The sequence below is a fragment of the Bdellovibrio sp. ArHS genome (assembly GCF_000786105.1).
GTDB lineage: Bacteria > Bdellovibrionota > Bdellovibrionia > Bdellovibrionales > Bdellovibrionaceae > Bdellovibrio.
The window spans coordinates 43090-59042 of record NZ_JTEV01000001.1 but is presented as its reverse complement, the minus strand read 5'-3'; the positions used below and the strand labels follow the sequence as shown (position 1 = coordinate 59042).

The 15953-nt window shown below is 44.8% G+C and carries 14 protein-coding genes; 8 read left to right on the top strand and 6 right to left on the bottom strand.

Annotated features, from left to right (window positions below):
• Positions 1 to 31: 31 nt before the first annotated feature.
• Entirely contained in the window at positions 32 to 1333 is a 1302-nt protein-coding gene (locus OM95_RS00300) for a nucleotide sugar dehydrogenase (RefSeq protein WP_041869012.1), read from the bottom strand.
• 590 nt (positions 1334 to 1923) lie between these two features.
• Here OM95_RS00300 and OM95_RS00295 point away from each other — a divergent pair.
• The 6 genes from OM95_RS00295 to OM95_RS00270 are packed head-to-tail and all read left to right on the top strand — an operon-like array spanning position 1924 to position 7051.
• The gene (locus OM95_RS00295) at positions 1924 to 2709 is read left to right on the top strand and encodes a class I SAM-dependent methyltransferase (RefSeq protein WP_041869010.1); all 786 of its coding nucleotides are present in this window, start codon (positions 1924 to 1926) and stop codon (positions 2707 to 2709) included.
• Between the two features lie 56 nt (positions 2710 to 2765).
• Positions 2766 to 3818, top strand: coding sequence for a DegT/DnrJ/EryC1/StrS family aminotransferase (locus OM95_RS00290; protein ID WP_363228070.1), 1053 nt, complete (start codon positions 2766 to 2768; stop codon positions 3816 to 3818).
• A 13-nt stretch (positions 3819 to 3831) separates the two neighbouring features.
• Positions 3832 to 4587: a TylF/MycF/NovP-related O-methyltransferase gene (locus tag OM95_RS00285; RefSeq protein WP_041869006.1), complete on the top strand. Its 756-nt coding sequence runs from the start codon at positions 3832 to 3834 to the stop codon at positions 4585 to 4587.
• Positions 4588 to 4604: 17 nt separating this feature from the next.
• A complete protein-coding gene (locus OM95_RS00280; RefSeq protein ID WP_041869001.1) occupies positions 4605 to 5414 on the top strand; it encodes a transketolase in 810 nt (269 codons plus the stop codon).
• Complete coding sequence (locus OM95_RS00275; protein ID WP_041868998.1) at positions 5411 to 6331, top strand: transketolase C-terminal domain-containing protein; 921 nt, start codon at positions 5411 to 5413, stop codon at positions 6329 to 6331. The genes OM95_RS00280 and OM95_RS00275 overlap by 4 nt, the downstream gene beginning before the upstream one ends.
• 18 nt (positions 6332 to 6349) lie before the next feature.
• A complete protein-coding gene (locus tag OM95_RS00270) occupies positions 6350 to 7051 on the top strand; it encodes a sugar transferase (RefSeq protein ID WP_041868991.1) in 702 nt (233 codons plus the stop codon).
• On the opposite strand, the gene OM95_RS00265 is transcribed toward OM95_RS00270, so the two are convergent.
• Genes OM95_RS00265 through OM95_RS00250 form a run of 4 tightly spaced genes read right to left on the bottom strand, consistent with a single transcriptional unit; the run spans position 7025 to position 12670 of the window.
• Complete coding sequence (locus OM95_RS00265) at positions 7025 to 8296, bottom strand: glycosyltransferase family 4 protein (protein ID WP_041868990.1); 1272 nt, start codon at positions 8294 to 8296, stop codon at positions 7025 to 7027. The genes OM95_RS00270 and OM95_RS00265 overlap by 27 nt on opposite strands.
• Positions 8293 to 9645 (bottom strand): hypothetical protein, encoded by a 1353-nt coding sequence (locus tag OM95_RS00260; RefSeq protein WP_291515380.1) that lies wholly within the window; start codon positions 9643 to 9645, stop codon positions 8293 to 8295. Before OM95_RS00260 ends, OM95_RS00265 begins: the two co-directional genes overlap by 4 nt.
• A 35-nt stretch (positions 9646 to 9680) precedes the next feature.
• Positions 9681 to 11150, bottom strand: a complete 1470-nt coding sequence (locus OM95_RS00255; protein WP_041868984.1) for an O-antigen ligase family protein — start codon at positions 11148 to 11150, stop codon at positions 9681 to 9683.
• On the bottom strand, positions 11150 to 12670 hold the full coding sequence (locus OM95_RS00250) for a hypothetical protein (protein WP_041868981.1): 1521 nt from the start codon (positions 12668 to 12670) through the stop codon (positions 11150 to 11152). Before OM95_RS00250 ends, OM95_RS00255 begins: the two co-directional genes overlap by 1 nt.
• A 270-nt stretch (positions 12671 to 12940) precedes the next feature.
• On the opposite strand from OM95_RS00250, the gene OM95_RS00245 reads away from it, so the two are divergent.
• Positions 12941 to 14173, top strand: a complete 1233-nt coding sequence (locus OM95_RS00245) for an O-antigen ligase family protein (protein ID WP_041868975.1) — start codon at positions 12941 to 12943, stop codon at positions 14171 to 14173.
• Here OM95_RS00245 and OM95_RS00240 read toward each other — a convergent pair.
• Positions 14165 to 15292: a glycosyltransferase gene (locus OM95_RS00240; RefSeq protein WP_291515379.1), complete on the bottom strand. Its 1128-nt coding sequence runs from the start codon at positions 15290 to 15292 to the stop codon at positions 14165 to 14167. The two genes, OM95_RS00245 and OM95_RS00240, sit on opposite strands and share 9 nt — an antisense overlap.
• A 135-nt stretch (positions 15293 to 15427) precedes the next feature.
• Here OM95_RS00240 and OM95_RS16960 point away from each other — a divergent pair, with 135 nt between their 5' ends.
• Positions 15428 to 15946 carry a methyltransferase domain-containing protein gene (locus tag OM95_RS16960; protein WP_291515378.1) on the top strand — a complete coding sequence of 173 codons (519 nt, stop codon included), beginning with the start codon at positions 15428 to 15430 and terminating at the stop codon, positions 15944 to 15946.
• The last annotated feature ends 7 nt before the right edge of the window (positions 15947 to 15953 follow it).

Below are 15953 nucleotides of genomic sequence, written 5' to 3'. Positions count from 1 at the left end.
TCGCATAAACCTTAAGCCATCACGAAAAGCATTAGGCTTTTACCAGATTTGGCGCCGGTTGACGGTACTTACCCCGAGTATCCACAAGCAGTTTTGAATTTTTCAAAATCATGTCGTAGTCAAACCTATCGTGATCTGTCGTCAAAACAACACAATCGTAGCCCTGAATCACTTCAGGGGTCAGTGCCACTGATTTAAGATCAAAGCGATGTTCACGCATTTTCGGGAAAACCGGAACATGCGGATCTGAATAGTCTAATTTCGCGCCGTCATCTCTGAGTTTTTCCATTAGGAATACCGACGGCGACTCGCGCATGTCGTCGATATTCTTTTTATAAGAGATCCCCAGTACAAGGACCTTCGAGCCCTTCACGGATTTCTCGCGCTCATTCAAAGCGACCGCAATTTTCTTCATCACATACTTTGGCATGGCAGTATTAACCTCACCCGCCAACTCAATGAATCTTGTGTGCAGACCGTATTCGCGGGCCTTCCAAGTTAAGTAGAAAGGATCGATAGGAATACAGTGCCCACCGATTCCCGGTCCAGGACGATAAGCCACAAATCCAAACGGCTTCGTCGCCGCGGCATCAATGATCTCGTGAATATCAAGACCCATCTTGTCTGCGACAATTTTCATTTCGTTCACAAGCCCGATGTTCACCGCGCGATGGATGTTTTCCAAGAGCTTGGTCATTTCCGCAGCTCGGGTTGAGCTGACAGGAACCACCTTATCAATAACGCCGCCATAAAGAGCCATTCCGACTTCTAGGCAGGCTTGCGAGTACCCACCGACCACCTTGGGAATAGTTTTAGTCGAAAACTTGGGATTGCCCGGATCTTCACGCTCTGGAGAGAAGACCAAAAATATGTCTTCCCCAACTTTGAATCCTCTAGACTCGATGCGTGGTTTCAATTCTTCATCGGTGGTCCCAGGATATGTTGTACTTTCCAGTGAAACAATTTGTCCCTGACGTAAATAAGGAACAAGACTTTCCGTGGTATTTAAAACGAAGCTCAAGTCAGGTTCACGATATTTATTAAGAGGCGTCGGCACGCAAAGAATAATGGCGTCCACTTTAGAAGCTTCGGAAAAATCCGTGGTGACCGTAAAGTTACGCGCCGTCGCGGCCCTTACATCCGATGCATGAATGTGCTCAATATAACTTTCACCAGCGCGAATTTTTTTAATCTTCGCTTCATCAATATCAAATCCAACTACAGGAAAGCCCTCTTCAGAAAAGCGCAACGCCAACGGCAATCCGACATAACCCAAACCAACAATTCCAATAACAGAATTCTTTGACTTAATCTTCGAAACTAAATTTTTCATATTTCCCCAACTACCAAGATAGACGATGAATCCTATCCTTACCGAGGAAGTTAAGTAAACAGTTTTAGCTCCCGAAATAAGTATTTATCCCAGAGAGTCAAATTCTCTTCTTCATCCCCCCACTTCGCAGCGGCTTTTTCAGCGAATACGCCAACGAAGTTTCTGCTCGATTTCTACTCAGGAAGACCGGCACCCCAGATCTCTCGCCCGTCTTACTTTTCCGCAGAGCAGGCGGCAAAAATGCTGGGCACCCCTGACTATCCGCATCGCCCTGAGTTTCTGAATACTCACTTTTCAAAATTTCAGGATCGAGCTTGAACTCGAGCCTTGGGCTTCCGGCCTTTTCTTTGTTTCACTTTTTATGAAATCTTGCTGCCGACATCTTCGGCAACTCCACTGCCACCTCGCGAGCCCCGCCCACACTCGACAGTTTTCAGATTAAGCGCATCGCATCACTCAGCGCGATGCTCAGTCTTCAAGCAGAATCCCGCACTAAATATTTCGATTTCTTAAGAAAAATTTACAAACCAAATAAATTATGTACTATAGTTCCTCGCTATCACCCGAACAAATTAAACTGCGAGCATGCAATGTCTGAAACAAATTTTTTAAATGTTACCGAACTTGCCGGTGACGAGGTTTCAAAAGATCAACTCTTTCGTTTTTTTCAACGATATGGTTGGGCTGCCCAGTATACCGGAGGCAAAGACGTTCTGGAAGCCGCCTGCGGAACCGGCCCGGGTTTAGGCTATCTTTCCAGCCAAAGCAAATCACTGACCGCCGGAGATTTTTCTGAAACAGTCTTATCTGTCGCAAAAAATCACTATAAAGATCGCATTAAGTTGCTTCCTTTTGATGCGCAAAACAGCCCTTTTGCAGACGCCTCTTTCGACGTCGTTATCTTGTTTGAAGCTATCTATTATTTACCTGATGCCGCAAAGTTTATCGACGAGTGCCGCCGCATCTTACGACCTGAGGGAACTTTACTTCTGGCGACCGCCAACTGCAGTCTTTTCGATTTCAACCCCAGCCCTCACTCTACCAAATACTATACGGTTCCGGAGTTGACGGCGCTGCTAAACTCAAAGGATTTTTCCGTCGAGTGCTTCGGGGGCAGCCCCATTTCCAGACAAGGACTGAAAAACAAGATCTTCAGTGCCTTAAAAAAATTCGCGGTCACATTCAACCTTATCCCAGGCTCGATGAGCGGCAAAAAGCTTCTAAAAAGGCTCGTCTTCGGAAAGCTGGTCACTATGCCGAAAGAGCTGACCAGCTCTGAGTTAAAATACAAGCCGCCAGTATCCATTTCTGCATCTAAAGAAGATTTCGAACATCAAGTTTTATATTTCAAAGCTACAAAAAAAGGAAAACAATGAAACAGATCCCCTTTTTCAACTATCCTGCCCTTTTCGCAAAAGAAGAAAAGGACCTCATGCCAATAATTAATGATGTCCTCGCTCGTGGCGCGTACATCATGCAAAAAGATCTCTTTGAGTTCGAAGAGAATCTGGCAAAGTATCTCGGGGTTAAACACTGTATCGGCGTTGCCGACGGCACTATCGCCCTGATGATGGGACTTCGTGCCGCGAAAGTCACCGAGGGTGACGAAGTCATCGTCCCTTCGCACACATTTGTCGCCACCGCCGCAGCCGCGCACCACGTCGGGGCAAAGGTTGTCTTAGCGGACTGCGGAAGAGATCATCTTATTGATCCAGAATCCATTCTGAAAAAAATTACCAAAAAAACCAAGGCCATCATGCCCGTTCAGCTTAATGGCAGAACTGCCAACATGGACATGATCTGCAAAATCGCTGACGATCACGGGCTCAAGATCGTTGAAGACTCGGCCCAAGCCTTGGGTTCTAAATTTAAAGGCAAATTTGCAGGAACTTTCGGCGTATCCGGTTCTTGCAGCTTCTACCCTTCAAAGACTCTAGGCTGTTTTGGTGATGGCGGAGCTGTTTTCACGGACAATGACGAAGTTGCTGATTATATCCGCCTTCTTCGTGACCACGGCCGCAGCCCTACCACAGGCAATGTTATCGAGTGGGGCTACAACTCTAGATTAGACAACGTTCAAGCCGCTGTTTTGAATTACAAGCTAAAGACTTACGACCAAGCCATCACCAAACGAAGAGCTTTGGCCTCTATATATACAGAGAGACTGAGTGACATCCCTGAGTTGTTGTTACCTCCTGGACCAAACTCAGACCCAAATCATTTCGACATTTTCCAAAACTATGAAGTTGAAGCCGAACAAAGAGATGCTTTGCGCAAGCATCTTGACGACAACGGTGTCAAAACCATCATTCAATGGGGCGGAAAAACTTTGCATCAATTTAAAGATCTAAAGTTGAACGACGACGTTCCAAGAACTGAAGAAATGACGAAAAAGTTCTTCTTATTACCAATGAATACATCACTTGAGAATTCCGACGTTGAATATATCTGTGATGTGATTACAAAATTTTACAAAAAGAACTAAGGACTATTTTTACATGACAACTGTGAATGTCGAGGCCGGCCTCCGAACAAATGCAGAAAAAGTCGAAGCACAACTGATCAAGGAGTGCTTCGAGAAAAATCCAGAACCCTGGGAAAAGAAACTTGAAAACTTTCCCAAATACGTACGCAGACAGAACCTAACGCGTTTCTTGGCGTTGTATGAAATCTTTAAAAGAGTTCAGCCGGTAAAAGGCTCCATCATCGAATGTGGGGTTTTTCGGGGTTTTGGAACAATGACATGGGCGAAGCTTTCCGCCATCCTTGAGCCAGTGAACTTGACCCGACGAATTTACGGTTTCGATTCCTTTGCCGGCTTTCCTGCGGTTTCGGAAAAAGATCTCAATAACTTTTCAGCGCACGTAAAGCGCGGCGATCTGTATGCGGACTCGCAAGAAGAAATCTTAAAGTTGGCGGAAATCAACGATTCCACAAGATTCCTGGGGCACATCCCTAAGGTCAAACTGATCAAAGGTGATGCCACACAAACCATTCCGAAATTTATCGAAGAACATCCGCACCTTCTCGTGAGCCTTTTGTTCCTGGATTTTGACTTATACGAACCCACCAAGGTGGCTTTGGAGCACTTCTTACCAAGAATGCCTAAAGGGGCCGTCATTGCGTTTGATGAGTTGGATAATCCGCTATGGCCAGGTGAAACCATGGCCATGCTTGAGGCGACGGCGCAGAAGAAATTGCGCATAGAACGCCTTGATTTTGACCCTTATATTGGATTTGCAGTTATCGACTAATCGTTTGGATGGACGTTATGGATTTGGCCAGTCTCGCAAAGAAAATTCGCATTCACGCCTTAAGAATGACCAGCAAAGGTGGAAGTTCTCATATCGGCTCGGTATTCTCGATGGCAGATATCGTTGCCGTTTTATACGGCAAAGTTCTTCATGTTAACCCCGAGAATCCGAAAGACCCCAACCGCGATCGCTTCATCTTAAGCAAAGGGCACGCGGGTGCCGGTGTTTATGCGGCGCTTGCGGAAAGAGGTTTTTTCAGTACGTCGGTGCTAGAAACTCACTACCAAGATGGCTCTATTTTGAGTGGTCACGTTTCTCATAAGGACATTCCGGGCGTTGAACTATCAACCGGTTCCTTAGGGCATGGCCTGCCCGTCGGCGCCGGCATGGCCTACGCGGCGAAGCTCGATAAGAAAAAACATCGAGTCTTTGTTCTGCTCAGTGACGGCGAATGCGACGAAGGTTCAAACTGGGAAGCCATTCTATTCGCTGGCCATCATAAATTATCTAACTTAGTGGCAATCATCGACTACAATAAGATTCAAAGTCTGGCGTCGGTTCAGGAAACTTTGGCTTTGGAGCCTTTCGCCTCCAAATGGCAAAGCTTCGGCTGGAATGTCGTCGAAGTCGATGGACACAATCATCAAGACCTTGAAACAAAAATCACCGAAAATCTTGCGACGACAGAAAAACCTCTTTGCGTGATTGCCCATACGACCAAAGGAAAAGGTGTTTCTTTCATGGAAAACTCGGTTCTTTGGCATTATCGTACGGCTAAAGGAGAAGAGTTCGAATCAGCTCTGGCTGAGCTTGAGGGGAAAAAATGAGAGATCAATTTATAAAAACTCTGACCGAACTGGCAGAAAAAGATCCCAAAATATTCTTGATTACAGGGGACCTGGGCTTCGGTGTTTTAACTGACTTTGCCAAAAGATTTCCGAACCAATTCCTTAATATCGGAGTTGCCGAACAGAACATGGCTGGCGTCGCTGCCGGAATTGCTCTGGAAGGTCGAACGGTTTACATCTATTCTATTGGAAACTTTCCATCTTTGCGCTGTCTGGAGCAAATCAGAAACGATGCTTGCTACCACAACGCCAACGTTAAAGTCGTTTGCATCGGTGGGGGCTTCAGCTATGGCGCTCTGGGAATGTCCCATCACGCCACGGAAGATTTGGCTATCATGCGATCTCTTCCCGGTGTCAAAGTTTTCGCACCAAGCGATCTTTGGGAAACCGCAGAAGCGACGAAAGCCACCGCGAGTACCCCCGGCGTTTGTTATCTAAGACTGGATAAATCCAAGGCGGATACGGTGCCGTTAGAAAACGAATCTTTTAAATTCGGAAAACTTCGCACTTTAAAACAGGGTTCCAGTTTGGCTTTGCTTAGCGTGGGTGGTATTACCGAAGTGGCCTTAGAAGTTTCAAAAAAGCTCGACACTTTAGGTATTAGCAGCTCCGTGATTAGCGTGCACACACTTAAGCCTTTTGATGACGACGGTCTAAAAGACGTTATTAAAAATCATAAGTATCTTGTCACGATTGAAGAACACAATCTGACCGGAGGACTTGCCGGAGCGGTTGCCGAGTCAGCCCTTATGTCGCAAGCTTATCCATCACAATTCTTAAGAATTGGCTTGCAAGATACCTACTCGTCTGTGGTCGGAAGCCAGAATTATTTGAGAAAATATTATAACATGGATGCAGAATATATTCTGAACCGCATCTTGAAGATGGTTCATTAGAATAAATAGGAATTTTTTGTGAAAAGACTTTTAGATATTTTTGTTTCTTTTTTCGGTTTGTTGGCATTGTCGCCGATCCTATTGCCGGTGATGTTTTTCGTCTGGAAGGAAGATAAGGGATCGCCTTTTTACCGTGCCCCTCGCGTTGGCAAAGACGGGAAGATTTTTAGAATGCTAAAGATGCGCTCTATGCGCCTTAACGCCGATAAAACCGGTGTCAATTCAACCAGCGCCAGCGATCCCAGAATCACTCAAGTTGGCCACTTTATTAGAAAGTGGAAAATTGATGAAATTACGCAACTATGGAATGTGCTGGTTGGCGATATGAGCTTGGTGGGCCCAAGACCCAACGTGAAAGTTGAAACGGACGCTTATAACGAAACCGAAAGACAGTTGTTAAGCATCGATCAAGGCATCACAGATTTTGCTTCCATAGTTTATTCCGATGAAGGTGATATCTTAAATGGTGCCAGCGATCCGGACTATGCTTATCACCACTTGATCAGACCTGGAAAAATCAAGTTGGGTCTTTTCTACGTTCATAACAGAACGTTTATCGGGGATATTTGCATCATTTTACTGACTCTTGTTGCTCCGTTTTCAAGAGAAACCGCCCTCAATGGTGTGCAAAAACTATTGAAGTCTATGGGTGCCGATGACAACCTTCTGGAAATTGCCAGCCGAAAAACTCCATTAATTATTAATGGAGCCACTCGCTAAAGAGATTTTATGGAGATATTTAATCATATCTCCATAAACATTTTCTGCCTTGAATCTTTCGTTAAAAACTGAAGACGCATTGTTCTTCATTTTGGACAGCTCGCTCTTATTATTCAAAACACTTAAAAGCTGAGCTGTCAGAGCTTGCGAATCTCCCGCTGCATAAGAAACACCACACTGCTGTTCTCTTAAAAAATCTTCAAAGTAACCGCGCAAACTGGATACGACAGGCAGCCCTGCGGAAAGATATTCGATTGTTTTATTAGGGATATTGCCCTTAAATCCCACACTCTCATAGTAAGGCGCAAGTCCCACATCTGAGATATCCATAAGAGCTTTAATGTCGGCGGCCCCTACCCAACCAGGGAAAATGACAGAATCCAGGTCCTTTGCCAGATTCTTATACCTTTCTAGACTTTCTCCCGCGCCACAAATAACAAACAACGCAGAGGCATTTTTATCTTTAAGCTGTCTTGCAGACTCAATGACCGTTTCGATATCAAACTGTGCCCCTAGGGTCCCAAAAAAACAGGCAATCAAATCGGCCCTGTTTCTAGTGATTCCCTTACTTTGCCATTTCGTCTTTGCACTTTCCAGTTCCGTAGCGGAAATCTTTCCGACACTGTAGCCAAAGGGGAAGTACTTGTCCGTAGGGTTGGCTTTTCGATTTGCCAGATTTAATCCCCACTCCACAAAATCCGGAGCACAACCGGTAATTGCAGTCGCACGTCGACAAGAATGAATAGCCATCCATTTCATCGGAAGCAAAAGTAGCTTAGCTACAAATCTCAATTTTGCAGGCACATGTTCCAAAAATAAATCCGGCCACAAGTCTCTGATATCAAGAATGACAGGGACGCCGTGCTTTCTTCCGTAGGAAACTGTCGCCCAAGATAACTCTAAGGTCGGCAAAGAGCATAGAATCACATCGGGCTTCGACATGTTTCTACTTAATTTTTTAAACTGTCTAGCCACCAGAAGATGATCCCATATTCTGCGCAAAGAAATATTGGCGGAATAGCCGCAGCCGCGAAGTAATTTTATTAAAAAATTGTCCTTATACTGGATGTCCGTATTACTGGAAGCCCGGTGCTTTTTTTGGCTATGATCAAACGTCGAATTCCACCAGACCACCTCGTGCCCCGCTTCGCTCAACATATTTGCAAGAATACCGACTCTCAATAAACGAACACCGCCGCTATCCGTAGGCAGAGGTTCTCCCACTGTGACCAGCCAAACTTTCATACCACTTCTCGATTCCTAAACTTTTTGATTTTAACGAAGACGTAGCGCAGACACAAGAGAGCTAAAATTGGAAGAACTCCTTGCGCCAACAAAATCGCTTGAACAGAGGCCGAGGACCACCATAACCCCATCAACACCAGAGCGATGACGTAAAGCGATTCACCTAATTCTGAGCCATCACGAAAAACCTTAAGAAGGATTCGCAACACCAACACCAGTACACCCGCAAGAACAATTCCGAATATGCCAAATCGAGCATAAGCATCCGCATCAACAGACGCATAGGCTTGGACTGTTTCCAAGTAACGGTTGGGAAATCGTTCCGTATAGGCCCAGTGTCCCACGAGTCTAGCGGGATGTGTTTTGGCGGCGTTTTCTCGGTCTTTACTTTTTAAACCTTGAAGTCCGATAAAACCGTCCGAGTGCTCAGGAAAGTATTGGTACCATCGGCTTGAAACATCTGCCGGGCCTAAGAACACTCGATAAAAGGTGTAATTATAAACTCTTTCAGAAGCACTGAGGCGTTTTTCCAAGTCCAGCGGTGCTAGACGCGAATGGTCCCCGGGAGTGAAACGACTTCGAGGATCTTCCGGCGACAGCTTCAACTGATCGATTTCTGCCTGTGAGGCCTGCCAATTCATCACACTTAAAGGACTGTGAGTGAGGAAATCATAACCCTGATAAAGAAAGGGACTCATCAAGATTAACAAAACAAGATAGCCCAATAAACGCTTTTTAAAGGGCATCTGAAAGAAAATACTTAAGATGATAACGATACCTAAGAACACCATCTGGGTCTTTGCCAGACTCATAACGGCATACAAGGCGGCCATAATAAAAAACAGAACGGCTAATAAATATTTCTTTTTACGAAGTGCCAATACAATACTTACCGGAGCCAGAATATTGGCCGCCCAGTTGAATAAGAATTTAAGCAGACTGGAAACATTCAAAAGTTTTGAAGTGTCTTCGCGCATTCGGCTTAACTCTGTCGGGTCGGTCACACCATGCAAATACTTTTCGATAAGCGGAATATGAGGGATCAAACTCATATGATAAGACGTTATAAGAATGAAGAGACCGGCATAAAGCCAATAGGAGCTAAAGAACTTTTCTGCGGCCGGCATTAGTTTATTCGCACCGGAGTTCGGCTTTATCTTAATTGAATCCGCCACCAACAAACAGGTTCCTATAAAGACAATGCCGGTCATTTGATTCGCAATGGAAACGCTTGGAAAAGAGTCGAACTGAACCCAGAATGGTAAGACCATCAAGAGCAGCCATAAAAAGCTTGGCAGAATCTCAAGATCGTTCTTCCTGAAGAAGTTCCATATCAATCCCAATGCCATAAACAATATATAATAGAGCACAAAATCTTTTTGCATTAGCTATTGATTCCACCATTGCTGAGGGTAGACCTCGCCGAAGAGATCAAAGCACACCCCATAAACCAAAAAATCTTAAAATCAAATAAATCACCCGCGAACATTGATGTCAAAAAAACAAACAACATATATCCCTGTAAAAACACGAACGCCGGAAACTTATCTACAGCACGAGAAACCAATACCAAGAAAACAAACAGACAAAGACCAAAAAGAGCCAACCCCACCAGCCCCGTCGTCGATACCAATTCAAAAAAGATATTATGGGGATATCGATAGGTTTCCATGCCGCCCTTGGCATAATAATTCAGCTCCGTATAGGAGTAATTTCCAACCCCGCCCCCAAACCATCGATGTGCCTTAAAAAGATCGAAAGCCTCCATCCACATTCTTAACCTGGCCGAACCATCATAAATGATGGCGTAACGATCTACGAATCGCAGAAAGCCCGCAAACTCTTCCTGATAGTTGGGATAGTTGTCATAGAAAAAACTGCCAACCGAGATCATCTTTTTCTTCTGATCCACACTTAATTCTTCGAATTTCAAATCATTGCGGTACAGCAGCTTAACGTTGTCGGGAATAAACACAACCTCCGAGGAAGCGCTTTTTTCGACAGAGATATTGCTTATTTCGTTGATTCTGCCAACAAAACGAGTGCCGAAGGTTTTGACAAATAATGTGAACGTCACGACGCCCGACAAAACCAGAAGACCCGCTTTTTTATAGTCCCCCTTGCTTACCAGAATATAGGTTAAATAAACAATGGCGAGCATCGCTGCGGCGGTGGCCATTTTAGAAAGTGACGCAAAGGTCGAGTACAAAGTCACAACAGCAAACAGAAGATGCACGACCTGCTCGCGTCTTTTGGTACTTTTAAAAGCCAGGAAGACGGCGGCACAAAATACAAAAAACTCAATCCGATAAAAGGTGATCGGCCCACCAAAGGGCGCCCAACCACTGCCATTAAGATCGGGATTTCCAAAGCCCACCAGGCAAAGCATAAAAAGGACGCCGCCAAAAAGCTCGGCGGCCTTGCAAAAACGAACGATCCCCTGTTCGTCCTTAAATTGAATCGAGATCAAAATCAAACTGGCGATGACCACCAGGGAATCGTAAACGAGATCATTTCTGTGAGTTTCAGTTCCCCAGTTAAATAGGTTGATAAAGACGTAGGTCAGAAAGACGGCATACGTGCCGAAGAAAAACAGCACTCCTCGTTCCATCTTGAAAAGATCTTTGCGATTTTCCTTAAGAAAAATCATCGAAACAAAAATCCCAAGAATCGCCCAGATTCGCAGTTCTAACCACGGAACCCTGGCTGACTCATCCAAGAACCGGGCAAAAGAAAATTTGCCCGAAAAAAATACGACCACCATTAAAAATGCATTTAGAATCTGCAGAAAATGGCCGCCGAAGTATTGCTCCAAAGCCGTCTTTATGGCTGCGGGCTTTATGGCATTCATCATCAAACTCCTCCTACATTTCTAAGTCCGACTTTTTTAAGTACATTACTGACAATCAGAACGATCCATTCAAACTTCATCTTCCAAAGTATAAACAAATACAGCACGCCGATCAGAAGCTCATACAGGACCCAGGCGATCAGATGGTCACCGATGTACTGTTTAAGATAATAACTTACCAACAAAACAACCAGATTAAGAAAGAAGGCCACCCGCAGATGAACCAAATCTTCTTTCGAGTTGTATGACGTAATTTTTTTAAGAGTGCGGTAGGTTAAAAAACCTAACACATTGATCGAGACCATGATGGCAAAGGCAAATTTAAGAATCAGATTTCCTGGCCAAAAATGAGCTATTACATAAAATGAAATCACCAGGCACAGCAAAGATAAAACCGAATTTATGCTATTAAACGGCTTTACACTGACGGCGTCGATGATATTTCGAACCACAACATAAAAGCCATAGGCATTCAAAGACATAAAAACCAGAATCAGGACAGGAGCGGCATCCGCAAAGTCACTTCCCATCCACACCTTCAGTATCAAATCTGAAAAAATGATGACCTGAATGGAAGTGAATAACAGGATCTGCACCATAGCCCCCACCAAAATGTGCAGGCGCTTTTCAATTTTTCCGGAATGTCCCTCGGTGATCAATTTACTTACATGCGGCAGAAGAACCACTCCGATCGGAGAAAGTGCTCCACCGATCCCCACCAAAAGAGTCAGACACAGAGATAAATAACCCGTTTCGACAATGGAAAGAAAATGGCTGGCAATCATGGGGCCGATCGAAATCAAGCCTGCCGCCGCCAAGGGGGCTGGCACCCTGGGAAATCCATAGACCAGCATCTGACCGACCGTCTGAACCGAAATATGATTCATTCTGTAGGTCATTATCTTCAAAGAAATCAGTCCGAAGACAAGAGCAATAACAGCCTGAGCCCCGCCAATAAGGAAAAGTGCATCGCCCAGATTGCGGTAGTCATGCGACAACATAACGACGATCGGCAAGAGTCCAATATTCAACAGTTGCAAAAGATTCGCCAACTTGATGTTAAGACTGCCTCTTAAACAGGAGTAAAAAAAGGTATGAATGCAGGTTCCTACCAACAAAACCAAAAAAGGCAGCACGTACTGGGAAAACTCTTTATCGCCAAAGATAACCTTGGCGCTTGCTTCCAAATTTACTTGAAAGACAAAGAAAACAATGGCCAAGACTGCGGCTAAGATCAAAGCGGAGCTTGAAATTATTTTTTTAGACTCGTCCGGAGTTTTCGCCATGGCCACGTATTTGCCCAGGCCTTCCGCCAACCCCACCATGGCTAAAGGAAAGAAAATCGCCAGAGCTCGTCTTAACAACGAATAGATACCGACAACTTCTTTGGAAAACTGCTCCGACACCAACCGGTAAAACAAGAAAAAAGACACCAGGATGACGATTTCAGAAATAAAAGTTACGGCGGCGTCAAACATGACGACCGAGAACACGCTTTTACGAGAACCTTCACTCATTTTCATTTTCGTTTTCTTTGGTATTTACAACGAAGCCCCGGCGCTTATGTACACAAGGATGGTTTCTGTCGAAAAAGTGGCCAATGCAGACCGCGATGTCAGTCATCTAGGATTCCCAATTGAAGGCTAATAAATGAATTGCTTTCATGAATATTAGCTTCCCGAAGTGATGGGTTCAACCTCGCCTTTCAATATCTCTTTCCTCCGACGCCCCGTAGACATCGCATCACAATGGCGACTCTTGCATTCACCGAGGGCTTTGCAGTACCTTGAGCCATGCACAAATCAGCGAACATTCGCCAGTTCAGTTTACTCTTTTTAGCTCTCGCTTCCGTCAGCGCATTAGCTTCCTGGAAAATCTTTGATATGACGATGGTGGCACTCGGAATTCTTTTCCTTACCGCGCCTTTGCAGCATGCACGACTGTTCACTTCGTCATTAAAGCCCTTTAATTACGCGGTGCTTTCGTGGCTGGTTATCGTCTTTCTGGGGTATGTTTTCACCACACCACTTGGTTCGGATCAGTGGACGGACCTGCTTAGTTTTCGCTGGATACTGGGCTTCTATTTCTGCGTGTGTGCAGCTCACTATATTTCTATCTCTGAAGATCGATTTCAGAAGTTTTCTATCCTTGCCATCATCACGCTCAGCTTGGGGTTGCTGTGGCAGTTCTATGCCTACAATTTTCTTCCTCTCACGAAGGAATCAGACACCCGCTTCATGGGTTTTTTCCACAACACGAACCACTACTCACTCACGATCTCTCTGTTGTGGGCCTTCACTCTCGGATGGATCTCCTCAGACATGCGCGAAGGAATCCGCCCGGCCAAAGTGGTGCTTTTTCTTTTTGCCTTTTTGTGCTTCTGCCTGATTGGTTCTTTGGGAAGAAGCGCCTGGGTGGGGTGTAGTATTACGGCCTTATTCATGTTGTATTTTTATCGCGATAGTAAGCTGATTCGACGCTTAACTGTTGTTTCGTTTGCCGCAATGGCATTCATGTTCCTCTTCAATATTGGGTCCGTTAAGAATCGAATTATGTACTCATTCAGCCTTACGGATGAAAGCGCCACAGGGGTTCGCTTAATCCTTTGGCGCACCAACTGGGAAATCTTTTTGGATCACCCTCTCTTTGGCGTCGGGTTTTATGAAAATATACGACTCTTGCCTGAATACTATGCAAAGCTGGGGTTTAGTGGACTCCACTATTATGCCCATGCTCACAATCAGTACTTGGAGCTCTTATCGGGCTCTGGCCTTTTTGGGCTTTTCGGCTATCTGACTATTTTCGGTTTGGCTTTGCGCTTCTACTATCGCCATTACCGCAAGAACGAGCAGTTCATAAATCGGAAAATGGCGTTTGCAATGATGCTCGTGCTTTTAACTTTTCTGTTTGAGTCTTTGACGGAAAGTCCCTTTAACTTACGCGAACCCAGAAATCTTTTAATTCTTCTGGGAGGATGTACCTACGCTTGGCTCAGTAGACCTGCAAAATCCGCGAAGCTAGACTGAATCTAGCACGCGGTACAGTAAGGGAAGAATGCGATCACTGGAAAAATCGCGAGCTCGCTGCTGGGAAACTTCAGAAAAATGACGGCGCTTGTCCAAATCATCAATGTAATTGGCAATATGACCGGCTAAAACGTCGGCATCGTTTAACGGGAAAAGCAGACCTGCCTTTCCATCTTGAAGAATCTCGGCGGGACCCACCGGACATCGAGTGGCAATAACGGCCTTACCTAAATACATGGCCTCAACGATGGCTAATCCAAACCCTTCACGGTTGGCAGAGTGAACAAAAAAGTCCGCCTTTTTCATCCAAGGATAGGGGTTTTGTTTCGCTCCCAGCAAAAAAATCTGATTGTTCAGGCCGTACTTATCAATCAATGACTGCAGCTCTTCGCGCAACTCGCCGTCGCCGATAATATAGTGCTTGTAGGAATAGCCCCGCTCTTTAAGAATTCGTCCCGCTTCAATAATCGTTTTAAAATCTTTTCCGGGGACCAAACGCGCCACAGAAACGATATAAGTCTCTGACATCAATTTGCGATCCCCGACCGACAAATCACTTTCCTCGGTGGATTTCGCAAGAATCTTATCGAAATCAAAAGGATTGGGGATAATGCACAGCTTGTCCTGCAACTCAGGGAAGATGGATTGAAATTGGTCTTTCATTTCGTTGCATAAAAGAACAATTTTGTCGTACTGACGAATGCGTAGACGATACTTCAGACGCTCCCAAAAACCCATATGGGATTTATCCCCGTGCATCCACAGGATCATTTTTCGCTTCTTCAAGCGATAGATGATTTTATCCAAGACCGGCGAAAAATCGACAATCACATCCACTTTGCCAAGGCTGTCAACCGCTTCGTCAAAGCGCTTCGCAAACTTTGCACGGAAGTGGCAACTATGGGATTTGATTTCGGTCTGATCAAATAAGGTCTGAACATGAATGTGCGGCGGAACCTCTTTCAAAAGATAGTTCTCGGCCCCACGCCCGTCCCTGACGATCAACGAGATTTTATAGCGGTTCGGATCAATAGATTTCAGATAAGTCGTTAAAACGACTTCGGCTCCGCCAAAAGAGAGATGCTCAGTAACAAAAACAATGTGTTTGGGCTCAGCCATATCCATCAACTTCCATGTACGATCCTAAGAGCATCAAATTATCTCGATGTTATGTCAAAAGCATCCTTCACTGAGGTGAGTTATAAATTATGAAGTTAATTTTACTAATACAGAAAAATATGACTATATAGCGATATGTTGCAGAAAATTGACATCGGCTGCGGTCCTAACAAACAAAACGGCTTCTATGGAGTGGATCAGCACCCCTTTCCCGGTGTAGACAAAGTTTTTGATCTTAATTTACCTGACTGGCCACTTCCCTCTAATACCTTTAGCTTCATCCGGGCAAGTCACGTGATTGAACACGTCAAAGACACGCAAGTTTTTCTAAAGGAAATCCATCGCATCGCTATGCCCGGGGCGGAAGTTTTGATCGAAACTCCCCACTTTTCCTGGATTGATTCTTGGAATGATCCGACGCATTTGTGGCATTTTTCCAGCGGCTGGCATCATTGCTTAAGAAAAGGGCAGTACTTAAGCTTTGTGGTCGGCGAATTCGATATTATCGAAAGTAGAATTGAATTTAACAAGTCTTTCAGAAGTATCATTCCGCGCCTGATAACCAAACTTTTTGGGCAAGACACTTACGAGAAACACTATGCCTTTATCTTTCCCGCAAGAAATATTCACACCAGACTTAAAGTAGTAAAATAAGCTTAAG